The organism is Ignatzschineria rhizosphaerae, from assembly GCF_022655595.1.
GTDB classification, from domain to species: domain Bacteria; phylum Pseudomonadota; class Gammaproteobacteria; order Cardiobacteriales; family Wohlfahrtiimonadaceae; genus Ignatzschineria; species Ignatzschineria rhizosphaerae.
In genome coordinates this window covers 767,196-788,590 of sequence record NZ_CP093379.1, presented here as the reverse complement: position 1 = coordinate 788,590, position 21,395 = coordinate 767,196, and the positions used below count along the sequence as shown (strand labels likewise).

The window sequence follows — 21,395 nt, the reverse complement described above, 5'->3', positions numbered from 1 at the left end:
TAGGAGGGGGATATATTATGACCCAAACAATGGAAGTGAAAAAAACGCAAAGTTTTAAACAGGTCGTTACCGCATCTATGGTGGGAACCATTGCTGAATGGTATGAATTTTTTATATACGGAATTGCCAGTTCCTTAGTCTTTGGCAAACTCTTTTTCCCAAATGCAGGCACAGCTTTAGATGGGATCTTAATTGCTTTTGGCACCTATGCTATTGGATTCCTTGCTCGTCCTATTGGAGGAATTGTATTTGGACACTTTGGAGATAAACTGGGACGCAAGCGTTTATTACAAATTAGTATCTTAATGATGGGTGTTTCGACTTTCTCCATGGGATTACTTCCTGGATTTGCCACAATTGGATACGCCGCGCCAATTTTATTAGTTGTACTTCGTTTTATCCAAGGATTTGCAGTTGGAGGCGAATGGGGAGGAGCTGTCCTATTAATTACAGAACATAGCCCTGAAAATAGACGTGGCTTCTGGGCAAGCTTCCCACAAGCAGCAGCCTGTATGGGTAACCTCATCGCTAGCCTTGTATTATTTGGTATGACGATATTCCTTTCCGACGAGGCATTTTTATCTTGGGGCTGGAGAGTCGCATTCTGGTTATCTGCTTTGATTATTTTCTTAGCATATTATATCAGAAGAAATATTCATGATGCCCCCATATTCCAAGAAGCACAGAAAAAAATTAAACAGAGTAAGCAACAATCAGGTATTAAAGAATTACTAACCTCATTTCCTAAAGAAGCTATTTTAACCGTTACAATGCGCATGGCTGAAAATGCGGTGTATTATATCATTGTAGTCTTTACAATCACCTATCTTGCTGTCATCCATGATGTAAAATATTCAAATATTTTATGGTTATTAGCAATCGCAAATGCCTTCCAATTTTTCTCAATGATTTTTAGTGGTTATCTTGCAGATATGATTGGACGTAAAAAAACTATTATTTATGGTTACCTTGGACTGTTTATCTGGATTTTCTTCTACTTCCCTGCTTTAGATAGTAATAATTTCTTTATATACATCATTGCTATGTGTGTAGGTTTATTCTTGCAAGGTTGCTGCTATGCCCCGCAGGCTGCATTTTTATCAGAAATATTTCCAACAAGAGTTCGCTATACAGGCTCATCTTGGGCATACCAAATTGCCTCTATCCTAGGTGGATCCCTAGCCCCTATTATCGCTGTCTATTTACTAAAAACATATGATGGAACAAACCAAATTGTGATCTATATTGTGACACTTATCATTATCTCCTTAGCTTCTGTATTTATGTTTAAAGAAACAAAGGGTATTTCCTTATATGAAGTTGATAAACAGCACGAAACTTCTTTATCTGAATTAAAAAACTCATAATAATTAAAAATTTGGAGGATTATATGAATCAACTAGTCAATCATTCTCAGCATAAAATTGTCATTCTTGGCGCAGGCTTTGGTGGGCTTGGAATGGCAGCTCAATTAAAAAAAGCTGGCTTCAATGATTTCATCATTATTGAAAAAGGCGCAGATATTGGTGGCGTTTGGAGAGATAACATTTACCCAGGCGCCGCTTGCGATACCCAATCTCATCTTTATTGCTACCAGTTTTTTCCTCATTTACGAGTTAGTAGGCTCTATGCAGATCAACCAGAATTTATTAATTATATGAATGCTCTTATTGAAGAATACCAGTTAAGAGACCATATCATTTTAAATGCAGAAATCACCAAAGCAACCTGGGATCAAGAGCAACATGTTTGGCAATTTATAATTAATGAAACAAAAGAAATTACCTCTCAATACTTTATTCCTGCATGGGGACAATTAAATACCCCTAGCATCCCTGACTTTAAAGGATTAAATACCTTTAAAGGACAATATTTTCACTCTGCTAGATGGGACTATGCCGTTGACTTAAAAGATAAAAAAGTGGCAAGCATCGGGGCTGCAGCAAGTGCAGTTCAATATATTCCTGAAATTGCACCAGTTACTAAAGATCTTACTATTTTCCAAAGATCTGCTAACTGGATACTACCCAGACAACAAGTTGTTTTTACAGAGGAGGAACTTAATCAATTTGAAGAAAATCCAGAAACTTTTATGCAAAGTCGAAAAGAGCTTTTTGATATGCGAGAATCCGGATTTTCAGTGCTAACACAGGGATCTGATGCTCAAAAGCTAGGAATGCAAGAAGCTAAAAACTACCTCAATGAGACAATTAAAGATCCCATCCTTCGAGAAAAACTCACCCCTGATTATGAATACGGTTGCAAACGAATCTTAAGAACAAGCCATTACTATCCTGCACTGCAGCTACCTCATGTTCATTTGGAAACTACTCCTATTCAAGAATTTTATGAAGAGGGAATTATTACAACTGATGGTAAAAAACACCCTGCTGATGTCGTGATTTTTGGTACTGGTTTTAAAAGCCAAGCATTTCACGGCAATTTACAAATAGAGGGGCTTAATAACATTACCTTATCTGATTATTGGGAAACAGGGGCTTCTGCTTATTTAGGTATTACAGTTCCACATTTTCCAAATATGTTTTTAATCTATGGCCCTAATACCAATCTAAACCACAACTCCATCTTACTAATGATAGAGCTACAATTACACTATATTGTTCAAGCTATTGAGGAGCTAGAAGAAAAGAAAATTCCTGCTATCACAATTAACGAGGAAATTTATTCTGATTTCAACAAGCAATTACAAACAAACCTGAAAGAAACTGCTTTTTCAACATCCTGCTCAAGTTGGTATAAAAATAAAGAAGGTAAAATTATTAATAACTGGTCTGGTACCGTTGCTGAGTACAAAGCTCTCGTCAATCAATTTAACATTCAAGATTTCACTCAATTGTAGAGGATGTCAGTATGACAAAGATAGATAAGGATACTCAAAACCTGCTCGATATCTTTAAGGCTAATGGGGGAAAGAGCTTTGAAGCTCTTTCTGTCAAAAAAAGTCGAGAGGCTTATCTTCAAAATGATAGTGCACGACTAGATAAGGTCTCTATACAGACAATCTATGATCAAGAAATTACAACTAAAGACCAATATAAAATCAAGTTGCGTATTTATGAGCCTAGGGAGGAGGTTTCAAAAAACAACCAATCAGCTGCCATTATCTTTATACATGGTGGTGGCTGGGTTGTAGGTAATCTTGAAACACATGACTCTATATGCCGAATGGTATCAAAGCAGACTAATCTACCAATCATAGCTATAGATTATCGCCTTGCACCAGAATTCCCTTTTCCCTGTGCATTAAGTGACTGTTTAGATTCTTTAAAATTTATTGCTGAAAATACTCATACATTAAAAATTAACCCTAATAAGTTAATAATTATGGGGGATAGTGCTGGCGGAAACCTAGCAACAGTTATTGCCCATCAATTTAATCAAATGCCTACCTACACAATTACAAGTGAGATACTATTTTATCCAGTAACAACCATGATCACTGATAATGCTTCTTATCAAAGAATAGCCGAAGGCTACCCATTATCCGCCCAGACGATGCATTGGTTTATCAATAAATATGTCACTGATAATACAGATTTGTATAACCCTCAACTTTCTCCTCTTTACAATGAAGAAATTAACAACGCTATTAAGAGCTTTATTGTCACTGCCGGTTTAGATCCTTTATGTGATGAGGGAGTTTTATATGCTAAAAAACTCATATGTAATGGTAACTATGTGGAGTTTCATCATCTACCTAATACTATTCACGGTATTATCACTACCGCCAAAGCCATTAATCTTGGTAAACAATATCTATCAAGGGCCTGCGACTTTATTTTAGAGCACCAACAATGACTTCGATTTAAATCATCAAATAATAGCTAAAGGATTTACATGTTTAATTTTAAAGAAAAAACAGTTTATATTACCGGAGCATCTGGTGGAATTGCGATGAGCTGTATCAAAAAATTCTATAATGCTGGCGCAAATTTAATTTTAACAGACCTTCATCTTTCAGACTTAGAAGCAGTTTGTAGAACTCTTAATTTAGCGCCTGAAAAAGTATTATTAATGGCCCAAGATGTCAGAAATCCTGAGGATGCTATTACCGCTGTAGAAGAAGGTATCAAAAAATTTGGTAGCCTCGATATCGTAATTCCTTGCGCTGGGTTCTATCCTAAAAGTCTTGTAAAAGACTTATCTGATCTTCAATGGAAAGATACCCTTTCTATCAATTTAGATGGGGTATTTTATACAATACGTGCAGCTATACCCTATCTTCAAGATGGGGGTGCTATTGTTAATATCACTTCAATAGCAGGACACAAAGGAAGCTTCAAACATGGTCACTACGCGACAGCAAAAGGGGCTGTTTTAACATTAACCAGAACTTTAGCACTTGAACTTGCGCCAGCTATACGTGTCAATAATGTTTCTCCTGGATTAATAGATACGGCGATGATTCAAGATTTAATGAATGAACAAGGTGACTTATTAATTTCACAAACGCCTTTAAATAGATTAGGGACTTCTGATGAAATCGCGAATGCAGTAATGTTCCTAGCCTCTAATCATGCCAGCTTTATTACTGGAGAAACATTACATGTCAATGGGGGATTATATATCGCAAGTTAAGATAAAAATCGCTTTCCCCGAATAAAAGTACAACTAATGCCTAAAATAATCAGCCCCGCACCAATAATGAAATATTGATGAATTGGCTCTTTCAAGATAATCATCGCTAATGTAATCGTTAAAAGCGGCGTCAAATTCAGAAATAGTGCGCAGTAGTTTGCCCCAATTTTTTCAACGCCTTTAAGCCATAAATAAGGTGCTAATAATGATGCCGGAATAGCAGCGTAGCTGATTAAGCCAAAGGCATCTTTTGAGAGCTGATAGTTGCCTTGATATAAGAAAAAAGGCAATAATATTAAAATCCCAATACCAATTTGTAGATAGAGGAAGCGCCAAGTAGTAAGCTGAATATCCCACTTCTTCACTAAAACGGTATAAAGCGCATAGGCTGAAGAAGATAAAAAGAGCAGCATCTCCCCTGTCTGCCCTTTTAAGGCGCTTAAATTAGTGAGTTCTCCTTTACTACTTAAGTAAATAACGCCCATAAAAGCTAAGACAAAGCCAAGTAGCATCCAGATCGTTAATGGCGTTCTTAAAATCAACGTGCTACAAAACAGTATTAAAATGGGAACCAATCCCCCAAAGATGGCCAGCGTTGTTGCCGGTACTGTCTGCACTGCCACATAGATAATACTTTGATAAATGACAATCCGCAGCAACCCAAGAATCACAATCTTACCAAAATTTGCCTTCACCGTAATAATCTCACGCCATACACCACGAATCACAAAAGGCGTTAAGACTAAAAAAGCAAAGAACCAACGATAAAAAGCCATTGCCGAAGCATCTACAACACCGACACTGAGTTTACTAACAATCGTATTAAAAGCCCAGATCGAAACTGCGAAAAATGGGAAAAAGTAAGCATTCATAAATAAGCCTCAAATAATGCTTTAAACCTCGCTTCGCAAAGCCCATCTTCACCTCGCCAATATTGCGCAAAGCTCCAATCGTGTTTGCCCCGTGCGGAGCGATCTGTTGATTGTTCTTTTAAAAGTCCGATAGCGGCTAAGATTTCAACGAGCATTTCTCTTTCAGCTTTTGAGGACTTAAGCACATCTTTAAGCCGATCACTGAGCTTACCAGGATAATCTCCGTCATCTGAACTTCGAATGATTTGAGCCATATTTTGTAAAATCTCAATATCTTCTGGCTTCACTATCGGTTTAGATAACTCTATAAACCGCTCTAAATCAAAGAGCATATAGAGAATCTGTCCATGGCGCACGCCACCCCATTTTAAACGCTCAAAATTAAGAACATTAAGATCTGCCTCAATATAGTTTTCATCCCCAATAATGCCGTAAAAGGCATCTCGGCAAACTCCACAAGTAAAATGGTGAGAAACTGCTTCTCCATTTTCATAAAATGAACCTGAGATTACCGGCGTATAAGCATGTAATGGGATTTTTTGCGAGAGATAATAAGAAGCAATTGCCGATCTTAGCGCTAAATCGCGAGATGATAGACTTGCTAAAAAGGCTTTGATTAAATCATCTTCTGAAATTTTAACCAGTACCTCATGAAGCCTTTTAATCACGTCATCATGAGACAACGTCAATGGATCAAACATCAGGCCCTTCTCTTTTGCGTAAGCAAAATCTTCTGCCGTAATGCTACGATTTTTTGCCTCAACCCATCCGCCGGAGCGCCAGTAAGTATAAAAAAGAATTTTTTGAGCTTTTTGCATTTTGTTACCACATAATCGCTTAATGATACCGCCTGGTACCCCACACATTGTCAATATATTTTAATAAGTACAGCACGTGACAGAAAAGAATAGTTACATCTTTCTCACTAACTTGTGTTCGGAATATTAATATAAGGCTGCTTCAATCTATTTAATAACACAAGACATGGGGAAACTATCAATCATACAATAAACACAAAAAAATAACGCCTTTTCTCCCCTTTTAGAAATGACTCCATTCCATTACATTTCCAAGAGAAAAAAGGCGTTAATACTCAACAAAATGATATTGTGCTATCAACTATCATCTATTTGTTACTACAAATCCGTGAATTATAGATTACCGATTGAGAGATATTTGGTTTCTAAATAAGGCTCGATTCCTTCGATTCCACCTTCACGACCAATACCGCTCTCTTTAAATCCACCAAATGGTACTTGCGCCGCACTTGGTAAACCATCATTCCAACCGATAATTCCAAAATCTAAATGATCTTGTAGATAAATTCCGGTTTTATAATTATCAGTGAAGTAGTAAGCAGCAAGTCCAAATGGTGTCCCATTTGCAATCTCAAGCGCTTCATCAATAGAATCAAAACCGATAATTGGCGCTACAGGACCAAATGTCTCTTCAGACATAATCTGCATATCAAGCGTCACATTACCAAGCACTGTTGGTGCGATAAAAAAGGTCTTCTTATCTAAGTCAGCAATCCCTTCACCACCTGCCAGAATCGTTGCGCCTTTCGCTTTTGCATCTTCGATCTGCTCAATCACTTTGTCATAACCTTTCTGGTTAATTAAAGGACCAACATCTATAGTATCGTCAAGACCATTACCCAGTTTTAACGCTTTAGCAGCGGTGGCAAACTTCTCACTAAACTCAGCAATCACATTGTTATGAACAATAAAACGATTGGCACAAACGCACGTTTGACCTGCATTTCTAAATTTAGAAGCTAATGCTTGCGTTACTGCAAAATCAATATCTGCATCTTCGCAGATAATAAAGGGCGCATGTCCCCCTAGTTCCATTGAAACATGCTTTACTGTATTCGCACTTTCACTAATGAGGCGCTTACCGACTGGCGTTGAGCCTGTGAAGGTAATTTTACGCACATCTTGGCTTTCTGTAAAAATTGGGCCAATTTTAGAACCTTCACCAATCACACATTGCACAACATCTTTCGGGAAACCTGCTTCATGCGCAAGCTCGACTAAACGAATCATCGTTAAAGGCGTATCTTCTGCAGGTTTAACAATGAAAGTACAGCCTGCTGCAAGCGCAGGACCCGCTTTACGTGTCATCATTGCCGCTGGGAAGTTCCATGGCGTAATTGCCGCCACTAAACCTACCCCTTCACGAGTCACCATTAAACGTTTACTCGTTGAAGTTGCTGGGATTGTACGCCCATAAATACGCTTTGCTTCTTCGGCATACCATGTTAAGTAGCTTACTGCGTAATCGACTTCACCTAAAGATTCTTTAAGCGGTTTACCGTTCTCTTCAGTCATCACTTTAGCGATATCAGCTTTATGCTCGATAATGAGCGCTGCCCATTTACTGATTAACGCTGCGCGCTCATAATTGGACGTTTTTTTCCATGATTTAAAGGCAATAGCGCCCGCTTTTAATTTTGCTTTTACTGAATCTGCATTATCAATTGGCAACGTTGCTAAGATTGCGCCCGTTGCCGGGTTATGTACTGTTAAAGTTGTCATTGCAGTACTCCTACTCTATTCCTTGATGAGGCAACATCAAGGAGATGGGTATTCAAAGTTGAATAAAATAAGCGACTTAGATCTCAAAAAAAGATCTTCCCCCCTTTTTAAGAGGGGAAGATAAATCTATTATGCAGATCTGTTTCAATTCATCATTTTCAATAACGAAAATTTATGCGTTTGCAAAAGCATCCTTAAGGATTGCTAAGCCTTTCGCTAATTCTTCATCTGTAATTGTTAATGGTGATAAGAAACGAATCACGTTGCTATTTAAACCTGCATAAAGGAGGAATAAACCATTGTCATTTGCGTATTTTACAATTTTACCAGTACGAGCAGCATCAGGACGTTTTGTCACAGGATCTGTTAATTCAGCTGCAACCATTGCGCCTAAACGGCGAACATCACCGATATAGTTATGGGCTTTTTGCGCTTCTTTTAAGAAAGCTTCAAGTTTTGCACCTAATACTTCTGCTTTTTCGTTTAATTTTTCATCTACCACGATATCCATTACGGCAAGTGCTGCGGCACATGCTAATGGGTTACCTGAGAATGTTCCACCAAGCTCACCTGCTCCTGGCGTGTTAACTACTTCTGCACGGCCAACAACCGCACTTAAAGGCATCCCTGCAGCAAGTGATTTTGAAGTTGTCATAAGGTCTGGAACAATACCGAAGTTTTCCATCGCAAATAATTTACCCGTACGGCAGAAACCCGTTTGGATCTCATCTGCAATGAAGAGAATGCCGTGTTCTTGACAGAAATTAAACACATACTCAACGAAACGTTTTGGAGGAATTACAAATCCGCCCTCACCTTGTACTGGCTCCATGATTACACATGCAACCGTATCTGGTGAAACTGTACCTTTGAAGAATTCATTGAAACGCTCAATCACTTCATCAACATATTCATCAACGCTCATGTGCGCTGGGCGCTCATAAACAAATGGGAATGGTGCTTGATAAAGATCTGAGGCAAAAGGACCAAAGCCTTCTTTATAAGGTTTTACTTTACTTGTTAAACCCATTGTAAGGTTTGTACGACCGTGGAATGCGCGGTTGAATGATACAACGCCTGATCTTTTAGTATATTTACGCGCAATTTTAACGGCATTTTCAACTGCTTCTGCACCTGAGTTAAGAAGGATTGCTTTCTTCGCGTGATCACCTGCTGTCATTTCACAAAGTTTTTTACAAACTTGGATATAACCTTCATACATCACAACGTTAAAACCAGGATGCGTGAAGTTATGAAGTTCATTTTGAATCGCTTCGATTACTTTAGGATGACTGTGACCAACGTTCATCACACCGATTGCACCTGCAAAGTCAATAAACTCTTGACCGCTTTGTGTCATCACTGTTGCATTTTTAGCAGATGTAGCGATATTTAAGTTACCGTTACCAACGCCTTGTGCAACATATTGTTCACGTAAAGCTTTTAAATCTGACATAGAGATTCCTCCAAAAAATTAATATGTGGGTATATATGTGATATGGATTCGATAGAACATCGAACCTTGAAAGTAATTTTTTAAAATAGGTCGGCAATCTACACAGATTGTTCTTAGCTCTCAACTATTTGCCACAGCAAGCTTTCTTTCCTATCAATTCACCAGACTACATAATGTCGCGCTACTTACGAGATTGCGTAGATTGCCAGTTCCTATTCTTGACGTAGATCATCATAGTTTTTTCCCATTTTTCTGACAATTAGCTAAAGATAATGAAATATATGGTACAGTCATACGATCGTATGAGAGATAAATATTATGACACTGCAATTAACTATTAAAGAACTGCTCCATAAAGCAGAATTAAAGATCAGCCTTAAAGCCGGTAGAAATGGGCTTGATCGCACGATTTTATGGGCTCATACTTCGGAATTAGAGAACCCTAGCAAGTGGGTTTTACCCCACTATCTCATCATGACAACGGGACTTGGAATTCCCAAAGATGCCGAAAAACAGCGCCAATATTTACAATATTTAGTTGATGCTGAGCTCGCGGGATTACTCATCTCAGATCATATGAATGCGCCAACAGACTTAGAAGCGCTCTATGAAAAGGCTGATGAAATCGGCTTCCCTATCTTAATGAGTGATTACAATACGCCCTTTATCAATATCGCCAAAGTCATTAGTGAAGCCAATAAAGATAAAAAGGAATCGATTAATCACCAGCTCATTAAAGTGTTATACGAACATACAAGATCGTTAATTAAAGAGCATAATATTAACGATCTCGTCAATCGTGTGAGAGCGCTTTTAAACTTTGAGCTCTATTTAATAGATCTTGAGCGCCCAACCGTGCCGCCCTTTCCTGATGCGCCTTATCCTGATGAATGGCAAGATACTTTTAGCAAACATCCATTTTCCAATAATAAAACTCAACGGCTAACACAAAATGGGGTTACTTGTACAATTGTGCCTTTAAAAGCGAAAAGTTACGCGCTTGCCATTATTGATCAATCGATTAGTAATGATCTTTTACAAAACCTCATTCTTCTCTTTAGCTTCTATATTGAAGGTCGAAAAGAGAATTTTTCGCAACTCATGAAGCTCAGCAACGAGCTATTTGATGATATTTTACATGAACGGGTTAATGAATCTTATGTGGAGAAACGCCTCCCTAACTTTAGAATCACGCCTAATCATAGCCAAATACTGATTTTTAAACGCAACCTTAAGCTAAACTATGAAACCTTCTTCTTTAATCATGCGATCTACGGCATTTTGATTTCCCAAAAAGATCATCTCATGATGCTCACCGATAGCGATAATATTCCGCTACTGAGCCAAAATAGTGAAGCGATGGGAATTAGTAATCCGCTTGAAAGCCTCTCTCGCTTAAATGATGCCATTAAAGAAGCAAAGCTTGCCTATAAAAAGAGTTCTAAAAGTTATCCTATTCAATATTATGCCGAAGATAACTACGCAAAATATGGCGTTCCCAAAAGCTTGGAAGATGCCAAAAAACTCTTTGACCTCAATTTAGGGGCCCTTTATCAGCAAGATCAAGAACGAAATACCCGATATTTAACAACCCTAAAAGTCTTTTTAGATAATGATCGTGCTTGGGAAAAGAGTGCAAAGCAGCTCCATATTCACAAACAAACACTTGTCTACCGTATGCAAAAGATCCAAGAGATCACCGGCAGAAAAACAGATACGATGGAAGATATCGTAGAACTATGGATTGCGCTAAAAGCTGGGGAGATTTTAGGATTGATTGAAGAGAGTCATTAAAACATATTAGCCTAAGTAACTAACCTAACATTTCCTAATACAAATATAGAACAAAAAAGCCCTTTCATAACTTATTATGAAAGGGCTTATACGACTTAAAAAATTATATTAAAAAACCATAGTTGAAAGATACTTTTGAAAATATCCATCAATACTTTCCTTATTAGAAAGTGCTAAAGCTACTAACAATCTTGATTTTTTCGGAGATAACCAACCACTCATGATCGCGTTTCGTTGCTGAAGATCTATCTCACTACCAATATAACCATAAGTATTATATGCCGTAGATCCCGCTAGTGTTGCTGAAGATATAATAACTGGTTTAGTCTCCGCAATTATCGACACTGCTTCAGCAGCTTCTTTTGAAACATGTCCTGCGCCAAAGCTAGAAATCACGATTGCATCCGCTTTAGGTGCTATTAAATTGAGTATCTCAGGAGTATCACCCAACGTAGCTTGATACAAAAATACATCCGCAGTAATAGCCTGTGGTTTTATAAAACTACATCTATTTTCTGGTGTTTTAAAATAACGGCAGCTATTTTCAAATATAATACCAACAGGGCCCACCTGAGAGGTAAAAGCATTAACATCTGCGGTGTGCCTTTTTTCAACCCATTTCGCTTCATATATCCAATTATTCATTACCACTAACGCTCCTCTAGCACTACTATTTTCAGAAGATGCAGCAATAAGTGAGGCAAGTAAATTAGAAGGTCCATCCGCCCCTGCTTGATCTGGTGATCTCATGGCACCCGTTAGAATTAACGGGATATCTGAATCCCATATTAAATCTAAGAAGAATGCGGATTCCTCTAATGTGTCAGTTCCTTGGGTTAAGACTATCCCATCAACACCTTGAGCAACCTGCTCTTTAGCCCAATCATAACACTTTAATAGATTTTCAAATTGGATATAACTACTTGGAATTTGCGTAATATTTTCGGTCACAACTTCTAAATTCTTAAGTGCCTGAACATCACCTAATGACTCTATCAAATCTTCTGCTGTTAACTTAGGAGTGACCCCCTTCTCAGAATCTCCTTTAGTCATACTCACAGTGCCACCAAGCGAGCCTAATGCAATTATCCTCTTACCCATTATCTCCCCCCCCTATTTTAAATGACCTGGTTTAACTAATAACATGGAAACCATCCCAATACACGTCACCACAGCTGCAGCAGTAAACATTGCGCTATATCCTGATTGGCTGACTAAATATCCGGTCAATGTCGGTGCTAATACAGCTCCTATATTTGATAAGAAATGCATCATTCCACTATATGTACCAATTTTATTCTTCGGTGTTGTATCAATCACAACAGTCCAATAAACAGTATTTGCTAATGCGTTTAATGCATTTCCTACTGAAATTAATGCGATGACAGCTGCGGCACTTGTTACTAAATTTACAGACAAGAAACATAATGTCGTCAGTAATAAAATACCTGCTGCAAAATAGCTGCGAGCTATGGTTAATTTACCGGTTTTTTGAAATAACCAATCAGAAAAGCGACCGCCTAACAAAACTGTAAAACAAGCGCCTATCCAAGGGATCATTCCCATATACCATAAAGAAGACAAGTTATAATCAAACTGATCCTGTAAAAAACGCGGAGTCCATGTCAACAGTAAGAAGTTAACGTAAATAAACGCAAAATAACCGATCGTATTAAATACTAGTGTTCGGCTTTTAAAGAAGTCAAACCATCTTAAAGACGTGTTCTTAGCTGCAGTAGCTATAAACTCTGTATCAGCTATAGCGTGACTTGCTTCTATTTCAGATAGTTCCTCAGCACTAACATATTTATTTTCTCTTGGCGTATTTGTAAAATATCGCATAAGAATAATAATTGCTATTAATCCCACAACCCCGAGAATAATAAACATTGCTCGCCAGCTACCCGTTAAAGCTAATAATCCAACGGCTACAGGTGCTGTTAATAGTGCCCCCAAAGGTGTGCTTAATAGCCCAATTCCTACGACAAACCCTCTCTCCTTAGGTGTCGCCCAGGTACCAATTGTCTTATTAATAACTGAATAAGCAGGTCCCTCAGAAAAGCCAAACAAGATGCGTATTACAGCAAAACCTGCTAATGCAGATCCTCCAAATATCATCATTCCTATTTCACCAGCGAACGCTGTACTAATTTCAAATATAGACCACGCAACACCAGCGACAATCCAAACTTTTTTTGCTCCCCACTTATCTGCTAAAGCTCCACCTATAAGCGCTCCAAACATGTATCCATAGCCAAAATATCCTAAAAGATTTCCCCAATCTTTATTATTAAAGCCAAACTCAGCCATAATTTCAGCACCGGCATAAGATAATGCCCCTCGATCGATATAGTTAATCAGTGCAACAATTAAGACTAATATAAATATCGTGTATCTAAAATTTTTTCTTTTAATTTTAGTCATAGACCTCTCCTTTGATGTATTAATATCATTTATTATTAGGATTCAATTAAACTTACTATTTTTTCACCCATCTCCTGTGTTGTATGCTCTCCTCCTAGATCTTTTGTATAAAATCCTTCTAGTAAAACTGTTTCAATTGCTGCCAAAATTACATCATGCGCCTTTTGATAGCGTTCATATCCACCCAACCCCCCAAAAAATTGGAGCATCATTGCACCTGACCAAATCATTGCAATGGGATTCGCGATATTCTTACCATAAATATCTGGTGCTGAACCATGAACCGGTTCAAAAAGGGATGGAAACGTTCTCTCTGGATTTACATTAGCAGAAGGTGCAAGCCCCATTGTTCCAGTACATGCAGGTCCCAAATCTGACAAGATATCACCAAATAAATTGGATGCGACAACAACATCAAATTGCTCTGGTTGCATCACGAAACGCGCACATAAAATATCAATATGTTGTTTATCCCATGTGATTTCCGGATAGTTTTTCGCCATCTCTTCAACACGCTCATCCCAATACGGCATGCTAATTGCTAAACCATTCGATTTTGTAGCGCTCGTCAGCTTTTTACGGGGCCTTGTTTTTGCAAGCTCAAAAGCATATTGCAAAATACGATCTATACCACGTTTACTAAATACGGATTCCTGTAACACAAACTCATGTTCTGTCCCTTCGTAAACTTTGCCGCCAATTGCCGAGTACTCTCCTTCCGTATTTTCACGTACTACGTAAAAATCAATGTCCCCTGGCTTCTTATTCGCTAAAGGCGATTTTACCCCCGGAAGCAAACGCACAGGTCGTAGATTCACATACTGATCAAACTTTCGGCGGAACTGTAATAAAGATCCCCAAAGTGAAACATGGTCAGGCACTGTTGCCGGCCAACCAACCGCACCATAATAGATTGCATCAAAGGATTTCAAAGTTTCAAACCAGTTATCTGGCATCATCTTTCCATGCTCTGCATAGTACTCACAATGCGCCCAATCAAATTCTTTAAACTCTAAATTTAAATCAAACTTTTTTGCAGCAGCTAGCAATACCTTAATCCCTTCAGGCATTACCTCTTTACCAATTCCATCTCCCGCTAATACAGCAACTTTAAATACTTTACTCATGCATCTTTCTCCCTTTTATAATGCTTTCATTGCATCATGGCAGAAAAAAAAGAAGAGTTCAGTCACGTTATGGAAACCTATAATCCTCTAAATATAGACAATTATCTTATAAAAACGCTAAGATCACAAGAGACACCCCATAATGAGTACTTCGAGAGGTTCCTATGATTGAACTACCACAAACTAATGATTTATTCGTATTCTTGATCGTCGTCAAAAATAAAAGCTTCATCAAAGCAGCCGATGAATTGGGTTTCTCACGTTCTTATATCTCTAAAAGAATTCAAGTACTCGAGGAAACATTAAACTGCCAACTCTTACATCGATCAACTAGAGCCATTGAACTCACTAACCAAGGGGAAAAGGTCTATCTCTGGGCACAGGAAATTCTCCTTGATGTTCGGAAAATGTCTGAAGACCTCACAGATTCAAGCGATGATCCGCAAGGGAATCTTACAATTACAAGTAGTCTTGGTTTTGGTAGACAGCATATTGCCCCCCTTCTATCCGATTTTGTAAAAAAATACCCCAAGGTCTCTATTCGTTTTGATACGATCGACAAAATGCAAGATCTTGTTGCTCAACATGTAGATCTCGATATCCATATCGGCAATCATATCTCACCAAACTTAATTGCTAAAAAGATTGCTAACAATAATCGTATTCTCTGTGCTTCTCCCGATTATCTCGCTAAAAATGGCACCCCAGAAGTATTAGAGGATTTACTGCAACACTCATGCCTTGTTATCCAAGAGCGGGATTCTGCTTATGCTATTTGGAAACTCAATTCAGATAATGGAGAACAACAGATCAAAGTTTCAGGACATCTCTCTTCAAATAATGGTGAATTAGTACGTTATTGGGCACTTTCCGGACAAGGTATTATGTTACGCTCCACTTGGGACATTGGCCATGAACTTGAGGCTGGAAACCTAGTACAAGTACTTCCCGAATATCGCCAAGATGCGGATATCTGGGCAATCTATCCAACAAGGTTAAGCAACTCTGCTCGCTTAAAAGCTTGTGTGAATTTTTTAGAACAAGAGATTCCTAAACGTCTAGGATTTATGATATAACCGCCTTTCACCATATCATTTCAATTAAACGATTCATTAAATGAGTCGTTTTTTGCTTATTACAACAACAATATTCGGCAAAATAATCGCAAAGAGAATAATCAAAATCCCGATTACTTGCAGAAGTGAGATCTTTTCACCTAATAAAAGGTAAGCAAAGATAATAGCAGATGGTAATTCTATGGAAGAAAGAATACCACCTAAACTTGGGCTTAATGCCGGCATGCCTTTGCTAAAGCAAATTAGAGGTAAAACAGCGGTAAATATCGCAATAACTGGCGCCCAATGTAAGGTCACACCGATATTTTGAAAATCTAATTTATATCCCCAAAATAGTAATAAGAAGAAACTTGCGCCAAAAGAGACATAAGTTGCCCTTTGAATGGGGTCTGCTTCTTTTGCAACTGCATTCGTCGCCATAATTGTCCCTGCATATGCAATAGCTGATCCAAATCCTAATAGAACGCCAATCCATGATAAGGAGAGATCACTGGATAATAGCTGCGTTGCTAAAACCGTACCTATCATAATCAATACAACAGACCATATCTGATATCTAGAGGGGATATTTCGCTTAAAAATCAATCCCAATAGCATTGCAATCCAAACTGATTGCATTAACAATACTGCAGAAACGGTGACTGATACATATTGTAATGAGGCAAAATAAAAACTATTTGTACTAGCCATGGCTAGCCCTGATAGAAATAACTTACTGCGATTAAGATGGCTTAATTGAAAAGATCTTTTTTGCTGACGTAAGAGATTTATGAGCATTAAAATAAGCGCTGCACAACAAACCTGAGCGACTAATAAATTTGCCGGCAATACACCACTATTGGTAGCCAGTTTGAAAACGGATGCCGGAATACCATAACTAATGGCACCAATTAATACGATAACACTACTATTCACTCTCATTTCAATAACGCCAAAACCTAAAAAAGAAATTGATGATAAATGATTATTTAAAGAAACTCATTTAACAACGGATTAAAAACAGAATATTTCACAAAAAGATCTATCACGTTAGTCATGCTTAGCTACCATGAAAAATAATATTATTAAATTTCATAAGATCAGCTCCTAATTTTAGGAGTTGATCTTAAAAAACAGAAATGTATTGTTAATAAAAGAGACTAATCTATCAAAGAATATTATAAGCTATTGACTTATCATTAATCAGCCTGTAATATTACAGAGTCGATTAAACAATCGATAACTCATAAAGGCCTTAAATCCTATGTTGAGCATCTCCAAAACTTACAACCGATAATATGAGATGTAGGATCTAAGCGATTATTGAATAATCATTTATAAATGATTTCTAATTTGTGTGTGAATTAAGATCTATTTTGAAAATGAATCAATATATTTGATGTTTTATTCCTGTCATAAATGACGATTACAATATGATGAAAGCATGATGTTAACGCATCTGTGAGATGTTAATGATAATCACTGGATCAGAAATGATTTTAATATAATCAATATTCATTCATTTAGTAGGATTAATATCAATTTTAATTAAAAATAATCAACTTTATGAAAAAAATGATATACAAAACTCCTCAAAAGAGTTAAGTTAATTAAGATCTGAGCAATATTGATGTCGCTCTCGCTCATTGAAATTAAAAATGAAGTGCGATACGCGATAAGCAGTTTGTTGAGATATTTTTTGTTGGCTAGCTCCTTAATCAGGCAACGCCAAATTCCTATGGTAATAACAAGAAAAAACTAGGAGAATTATTATGATGATTAAGAAACAACCTATTGATAGAAACGGTCATTTAGTAAATGTAGGTAGCTCACTTATGAGAAATCAAGAATGGGATACCATCATTAGAATCGACGAAAACACCGAGCAAGTATGGTACAAAAAAGGTGGATTTAACTGGTTCGAAGAGATGAAGAACTTTGTTCAATTCTCGTAACTATTAACTGTTATCTATTTTCATTGTCAAATAGAAGCGACTTTTAAAATATTCCTTTAAAACTCACTTTTATATTGACCCGATTTTAGGATTCACATTATGTGTCATTAGTTCAGCCCATCTTTCGATGGGCTTTTTGCTTTCTACAGGCTCACATTTTATAGTCGATTCGGTTTAAGAAAAACTGTTTAAAAAGTACAGCAGGATAGCGAGTGCATCAAATGCACGTGCATGGTGCCGGATAGAATGACTTTTGTGCTTCTCATAGCCAATGCGCCGGCAATCTGATTCAGTGATTTTTAAACCGACTTTACTATATGACAAGATTCAGCATCAGCTACTAATACCTATTTCTACCAATCATCAAGATCTATACCACTTCTCGCTGAAATAACTGCCGACAACTGATCGCTAAAAAGAATACCGTAAATAAGGAGATTGCTGTTGCAACCCCATAAACTGTTGCAAATCCAAAGCTATTGGCAATTCTTAGAGAGAAGAATCCTGCAATCGCAGCGCCGCCGATCATAATGGTATATTGCAATGATGAATCGAGCGTTGCCATCTCTTTACTCGCTTTATCCATAAATATGGCCATGACTGCCGGTAATAATAAGGTATAGCCAATACTAAGCACCATAATCTGTACGATAAAAATATTGCTATAAAAGGCTCTTAACTTTTCCGTAAAGATAAAAGAGATAAAGACCAATGAGAGAATGGCTAAAATACCAAATATTACGGTAAAGCGGCTATAGTAGCGCATTAAAATGCCGGAGATTGGCCCTGCAATCATACACAAAACAGGAAGATAAATTGCTAAAATGGTTCCGACTTCAGCCATATCCCAGCCTTGATCACTTAATACCGGAATAAAGGTTGTTGCAGTTAATGCATACGGAATACAAGAGAGTAACAGCAGTAAAAACCACTTCCAGCCCGTTCCCTCTTCTTGCCAATAAGTAATAAGCCTTTTCCCCATCATCTTCCAAGTAATCATCGCTGTATTTGAACAAACTTGCGATTGAACCCCTCGAATTTTAGGCTCACGATAGAAAAAGAGCTGAATATTAATCAAGATCGAAATAGCCAGCATTAAACCCACAGCAACATGCCAGCCCCAATATTGATAGAGGTAAAGCACCAGGCCGCCCCCGATCATTCTGCCAGAGCGAGCAGAGATGACAGAGATAACCCCGCCCATACCACGCTCTCTATAACTAAGGATTGTACTATTTAGCCCAAGCGTCGCGCCGGCAAGGAAGTTCCCCATAATACTCAAGACAAAACAGCAGAGCATAAGTAGGCCAAACTGCGTTGTAATATCAATCCAAAAAAGAGCAAAGAGCGCTAAGAAGATAATGATATTAGATAATAGCAACCAAAACCGAAAATGCCCGCGTTGATGATTGACCTGATAACGCTGAATAACCGATGAAATCACCAGCTGCGTAAGCTCCGTGAATCCTAAGAGGTAGAAGATACTCAGCTGATTTAAAGTAAATCCACTCTGCTTTAAGATCGTCACAATACTGAGCATATAAAAGCCCACAAGGATAATCTTAAAGTTACCTAAGCTTAAGAGTAGAAACCAATCCCAGCGATTAACGCCGGAGACTGGATCTAAATCGGATATAGAGGTTTGAGATGTCGCCTTTAATGATGCTGATTCTGATACCGTTTGACTCGCCATTATAGAATCGCTCCTATTGATGGATCATCTAATACTACCGATTTTAATGCACCATTTTGATCATTATTGGTAGCGATGTGCTGCGTATTCCAAAACTCATAATAACGCCCTTTTTTCGCTAATAAGGCTTCATGCTCGCCCTGCTCAATAATCGCGCCCTCTTCCATCACTAAAATTTGATGAGCCCCCACAATCGTGGAGAGACGATGGGCAATCACTAAAATGGTCTTATTCACAAGCAGAGCATCAAGCGCACGTTGCACCAATAGTTCATTTTTCGTATCTAACGCCGCCGTTGGTTCATCTAAAATCAGGATCGGTGCATCTTTTAAGATCGCTCTTGCAATCGCAATACGTTGTTTTTCTCCCCCTGAAAGACTACTACCGAGATCTAATAATGGCGTATCATAGCCTTTTGCTGTTTTCATAATAAATTCATGGCATTGGGCTTTTTCAGCAGCGGCAACGACCTCTTCATCTGTCGCATCAGGACGCGCCATACGAATATTATTCATAATCGTATCTTGGAAAAGATAAACATCTTGAAACACTACAGAGATCATCTCCATAAGCTGCTTTTGCGTCATTTCACGAATATCCACGCCACCAATTTTTACAGCGCCTTTAATGACATCCGCATGGCGTAAAATCATGCGGGTTAAGGTTGTCTTTCCCGAACCTGAATGCCCTACTAATGCCGTAAATGAGCGCTCAGGAATTGTGACGTTAATATTGTGGAGTGCAAAGATCTCTTTCGAAGACTGAGCATTCTTTGCAAGCTTATCCTTGTGATCTGCTTCTCCTATCTGAGTTGCTTGATAAACAAAATCGACATTTTCAAAAGTGATATCAAAACTCGTTGGCATCTTATCACAATGCTTCTCCGGCAAATCAGGCTGAGAGAGAAGCTGTTGTAACTTCTCACAGCCAATCACAAAGATTTCTAAGAGCGAGGACATCTGCACAAAGAAATTAAGGAGATCAGTCACGCGCGCAATGATAATAATCGCCGTAGCTAAGAGAAAATAGGAAGCGCTCCCACCGCCAACTAAGAAAATTCCTAAAAGGATGATAAAAACTAATCCTAATTGCACAGTTGAGGTGATCATTAAGTTCGGAATCTCCCCTTTCTTTGTGCCGTAGGCTTGAATCTTGGCAACATCATGAGCGATATCGGCAAAGGTACTCTGTTTATTCTCTAGCTCGCCCGTTGATTTAAGGACATCTAATCCTTGGATAAACTCAATGGCTTCCCCTTTTAACTGCCCATTTGCTTCCGCTAAGATACTAAAACCACGGCGAAAGGCCTTACGGCGCCAAAAATAAAGCGGAATTGCCATTGGAAAGACTAACAACATCACTACAGCAAAACGCCAATCATAAAAAACCATCGCAATGGCAGCTGAGATCGGCACAATCATGGCATAGATAATCGTCGTCATCAGCATAAAGCCATAACCAGCAGCCTCATTCACGCTTTGTACTAATACAGCATTGATCTCCCCTGAGCGCTGATTACTTAAATGCAGTAAAGGAATCTGGCGAAGTTTCTGCCCTAAACGTTTACGCAGTTCATCAATTGCAAGATTCGCATAGCCTTTCGTATCATAGCTTTCCGAAAAGAGCCGTGATACCAAACTGATAAAGAGTAAAACAGAGATCCCTCCAAAAGGAAGCTGCCAATCTTGTCCATTCACAATCGCTGCAAAAAAGGGAAACAATAGTACTAGAGAGATCCCAAAGGTGATCGCCGAAATCACACTAAAAATCAGACAGCGAATAAGTATTGGTTTTTGCGAACCTGCCGCCATTAAGAGCTGATTAACCGTCCCGACAACACTATCGACATCACGGGTCTTTTGATTCAAATAATTTCTCAT

17 protein-coding genes are annotated in these 21,395 nt (G+C 38.2%); 7 read left to right on the top strand and 10 right to left on the bottom strand.

Translation table 11 applies throughout. The features are described from left to right. The first annotated feature begins 17 nt into the window (after positions 1-17). From MMG00_RS03405 to MMG00_RS03390, 4 genes are read left to right on the top strand one after another with little or no spacing between them, the layout of a single operon-like run. Positions 18-1,367, top strand: a complete 1,350-nt coding sequence (locus MMG00_RS03405; protein ID WP_242151417.1) for an MFS transporter — start codon at positions 18-20, stop codon at positions 1,365-1,367. A gap of 23 nt (positions 1,368-1,390) precedes the next feature. Next, a complete protein-coding gene (locus MMG00_RS03400; protein ID WP_242151414.1) occupies positions 1,391-2,860 on the top strand; it encodes a flavin-containing monooxygenase in 1,470 nt (489 codons plus the stop codon). Positions 2,861-2,871: 11 nt separating this feature from the next. Next, a complete protein-coding gene (locus MMG00_RS03395) occupies positions 2,872-3,819 on the top strand; it encodes an alpha/beta hydrolase (protein ID WP_242151412.1) in 948 nt (315 codons plus the stop codon). 39 nt (positions 3,820-3,858) lie between these two features. Further along, positions 3,859-4,599, top strand: coding sequence for an SDR family NAD(P)-dependent oxidoreductase (locus MMG00_RS03390; protein ID WP_242151409.1), 741 nt, complete (start codon positions 3,859-3,861; stop codon positions 4,597-4,599). Here MMG00_RS03390 and MMG00_RS03385 read toward each other — a convergent pair. From MMG00_RS03385 to gabT, 4 genes are all read right to left on the bottom strand, one after another. Further along, positions 4,596-5,471, bottom strand: coding sequence for a DMT family transporter (locus MMG00_RS03385; RefSeq protein ID WP_242151406.1), 876 nt, complete (start codon positions 5,469-5,471; stop codon positions 4,596-4,598). The genes MMG00_RS03390 and MMG00_RS03385 overlap by 4 nt on opposite strands. Next, positions 5,468-6,289 (bottom strand): hypothetical protein, encoded by an 822-nt coding sequence (locus tag MMG00_RS03380; RefSeq protein ID WP_242151403.1) that lies wholly within the window; start codon positions 6,287-6,289, stop codon positions 5,468-5,470. The genes MMG00_RS03385 and MMG00_RS03380 overlap by 4 nt, the downstream gene beginning before the upstream one ends. A gap of 333 nt (positions 6,290-6,622) precedes the next feature. After that, entirely contained in the window at positions 6,623-8,011 is a 1,389-nt protein-coding gene (locus MMG00_RS03375) for an NAD-dependent succinate-semialdehyde dehydrogenase (protein ID WP_242151400.1), read from the bottom strand. A gap of 172 nt (positions 8,012-8,183) precedes the next feature. Next, positions 8,184-9,467, bottom strand: coding sequence for a 4-aminobutyrate--2-oxoglutarate transaminase (gabT, locus tag MMG00_RS03370; protein ID WP_242151396.1), 1,284 nt, complete (start codon positions 9,465-9,467; stop codon positions 8,184-8,186). A 318-nt stretch (positions 9,468-9,785) separates the two neighbouring features. Between gabT and MMG00_RS03365 the strand changes: the two genes are divergently transcribed. Beyond that, positions 9,786-11,261, top strand: a complete 1,476-nt coding sequence (locus MMG00_RS03365) for a PucR family transcriptional regulator (RefSeq protein ID WP_242151393.1) — start codon at positions 9,786-9,788, stop codon at positions 11,259-11,261. Positions 11,262-11,369: 108 nt separating this feature from the next. Here the strand turns inward: MMG00_RS03365 and MMG00_RS03360 are convergent, their stop codons facing one another. From MMG00_RS03360 to MMG00_RS03350, 3 genes are read right to left on the bottom strand one after another with little or no spacing between them, the layout of a single operon-like run. Further along, positions 11,370-12,362: an asparaginase gene (locus tag MMG00_RS03360; RefSeq protein ID WP_242151390.1), complete on the bottom strand. Its 993-nt coding sequence runs from the start codon at positions 12,360-12,362 to the stop codon at positions 11,370-11,372. A 12-nt stretch (positions 12,363-12,374) separates the two neighbouring features. Continuing rightward, complete coding sequence (locus MMG00_RS03355; RefSeq protein WP_242151388.1) at positions 12,375-13,685, bottom strand: MFS transporter; 1,311 nt, start codon at positions 13,683-13,685, stop codon at positions 12,375-12,377. A gap of 35 nt (positions 13,686-13,720) precedes the next feature. Next, positions 13,721-14,812: a tartrate dehydrogenase gene (locus tag MMG00_RS03350; protein WP_242151385.1), complete on the bottom strand. Its 1,092-nt coding sequence runs from the start codon at positions 14,810-14,812 to the stop codon at positions 13,721-13,723. A 164-nt stretch (positions 14,813-14,976) separates the two neighbouring features. On the opposite strand from MMG00_RS03350, the gene MMG00_RS03345 reads away from it, so the two are divergent. After that, positions 14,977-15,888, top strand: coding sequence for a LysR family transcriptional regulator (locus MMG00_RS03345; RefSeq protein WP_242151381.1), 912 nt, complete (start codon positions 14,977-14,979; stop codon positions 15,886-15,888). Between the two features lie 36 nt (positions 15,889-15,924). On the opposite strand, the gene MMG00_RS03340 is transcribed toward MMG00_RS03345, so the two are convergent. Further along, the gene (locus MMG00_RS03340) at positions 15,925-16,809 is read right to left on the bottom strand and encodes an EamA family transporter (protein WP_242151377.1); all 885 of its coding nucleotides are present in this window, start codon (positions 16,807-16,809) and stop codon (positions 15,925-15,927) included. Between the two features lie 830 nt (positions 16,810-17,639). Between MMG00_RS03340 and MMG00_RS03335 the strand changes: the two genes are divergently transcribed. Continuing rightward, a complete protein-coding gene (locus MMG00_RS03335; RefSeq protein ID WP_242151374.1) occupies positions 17,640-17,822 on the top strand; it encodes a hypothetical protein in 183 nt (60 codons plus the stop codon). A gap of 370 nt (positions 17,823-18,192) precedes the next feature. Here the strand turns inward: MMG00_RS03335 and MMG00_RS03330 are convergent, their stop codons facing one another. Beyond that, the gene (locus MMG00_RS03330) at positions 18,193-19,515 is read right to left on the bottom strand and encodes an MFS transporter (RefSeq protein ID WP_242151372.1); all 1,323 of its coding nucleotides are present in this window, start codon (positions 19,513-19,515) and stop codon (positions 18,193-18,195) included. Further along, positions 19,515-21,395, bottom strand: coding sequence for an ABC transporter ATP-binding protein (locus tag MMG00_RS03325; protein ID WP_242151369.1), 1,881 nt, complete (start codon positions 21,393-21,395; stop codon positions 19,515-19,517). The genes MMG00_RS03330 and MMG00_RS03325 overlap by 1 nt, the downstream gene beginning before the upstream one ends.

Excerpts from the sequence above, each read along its gene's own strand:
- MMG00_RS03360 (WP_242151390.1), bottom strand. The coding sequence starts at position 12,362 with ATGGGTAAGAGGATAATTGCATTAGGCTCGCTTGGTGGCACTGTGAGT.
- MMG00_RS03400 (WP_242151414.1), top strand. The coding sequence starts at position 1,391 with ATGAATCAACTAGTCAATCATTCTCAGCATAAAATTGTCATTCTTGGC.
- MMG00_RS03405 (WP_242151417.1), top strand. The coding sequence starts at position 18 with ATGACCCAAACAATGGAAGTGAAAAAAACGCAAAGTTTTAAACAGGTC.
- MMG00_RS03355 (WP_242151388.1), bottom strand. The coding sequence starts at position 13,685 with ATGACTAAAATTAAAAGAAAAAATTTTAGATACACGATATTTATATTA.
- MMG00_RS03385 (WP_242151406.1), bottom strand. The coding sequence starts at position 5,471 with ATGAATGCTTACTTTTTCCCATTTTTCGCAGTTTCGATCTGGGCTTTT.
- MMG00_RS03395 (WP_242151412.1), top strand. The coding sequence starts at position 2,872 with ATGACAAAGATAGATAAGGATACTCAAAACCTGCTCGATATCTTTAAG.
- MMG00_RS03380 (WP_242151403.1), bottom strand. The coding sequence starts at position 6,289 with ATGCAAAAAGCTCAAAAAATTCTTTTTTATACTTACTGGCGCTCCGGC.
- MMG00_RS03335 (WP_242151374.1), top strand. The coding sequence starts at position 17,640 with ATGATGATTAAGAAACAACCTATTGATAGAAACGGTCATTTAGTAAAT.
- MMG00_RS03340 (WP_242151377.1), bottom strand. The coding sequence starts at position 16,809 with ATGAGAGTGAATAGTAGTGTTATCGTATTAATTGGTGCCATTAGTTAT.
- gabT (WP_242151396.1), bottom strand. The coding sequence starts at position 9,467 with ATGTCAGATTTAAAAGCTTTACGTGAACAATATGTTGCACAAGGCGTT.
- MMG00_RS03345 (WP_242151381.1), top strand. The coding sequence starts at position 14,977 with ATGATTGAACTACCACAAACTAATGATTTATTCGTATTCTTGATCGTC.
- MMG00_RS03325 (WP_242151369.1), bottom strand. The coding sequence starts at position 21,395 with ATGAGAAATTATTTGAATCAAAAGACCCGTGATGTCGATAGTGTTGTC.
- MMG00_RS03365 (WP_242151393.1), top strand. The coding sequence starts at position 9,786 with ATGACACTGCAATTAACTATTAAAGAACTGCTCCATAAAGCAGAATTA.
- MMG00_RS03390 (WP_242151409.1), top strand. The coding sequence starts at position 3,859 with ATGTTTAATTTTAAAGAAAAAACAGTTTATATTACCGGAGCATCTGGT.
- MMG00_RS03350 (WP_242151385.1), bottom strand. The coding sequence starts at position 14,812 with ATGAGTAAAGTATTTAAAGTTGCTGTATTAGCGGGAGATGGAATTGGT.
- MMG00_RS03330 (WP_242151372.1), bottom strand. The coding sequence starts at position 19,515 with ATGGCGAGTCAAACGGTATCAGAATCAGCATCATTAAAGGCGACATCT.
- MMG00_RS03375 (WP_242151400.1), bottom strand. The coding sequence starts at position 8,011 with ATGACAACTTTAACAGTACATAACCCGGCAACGGGCGCAATCTTAGCA.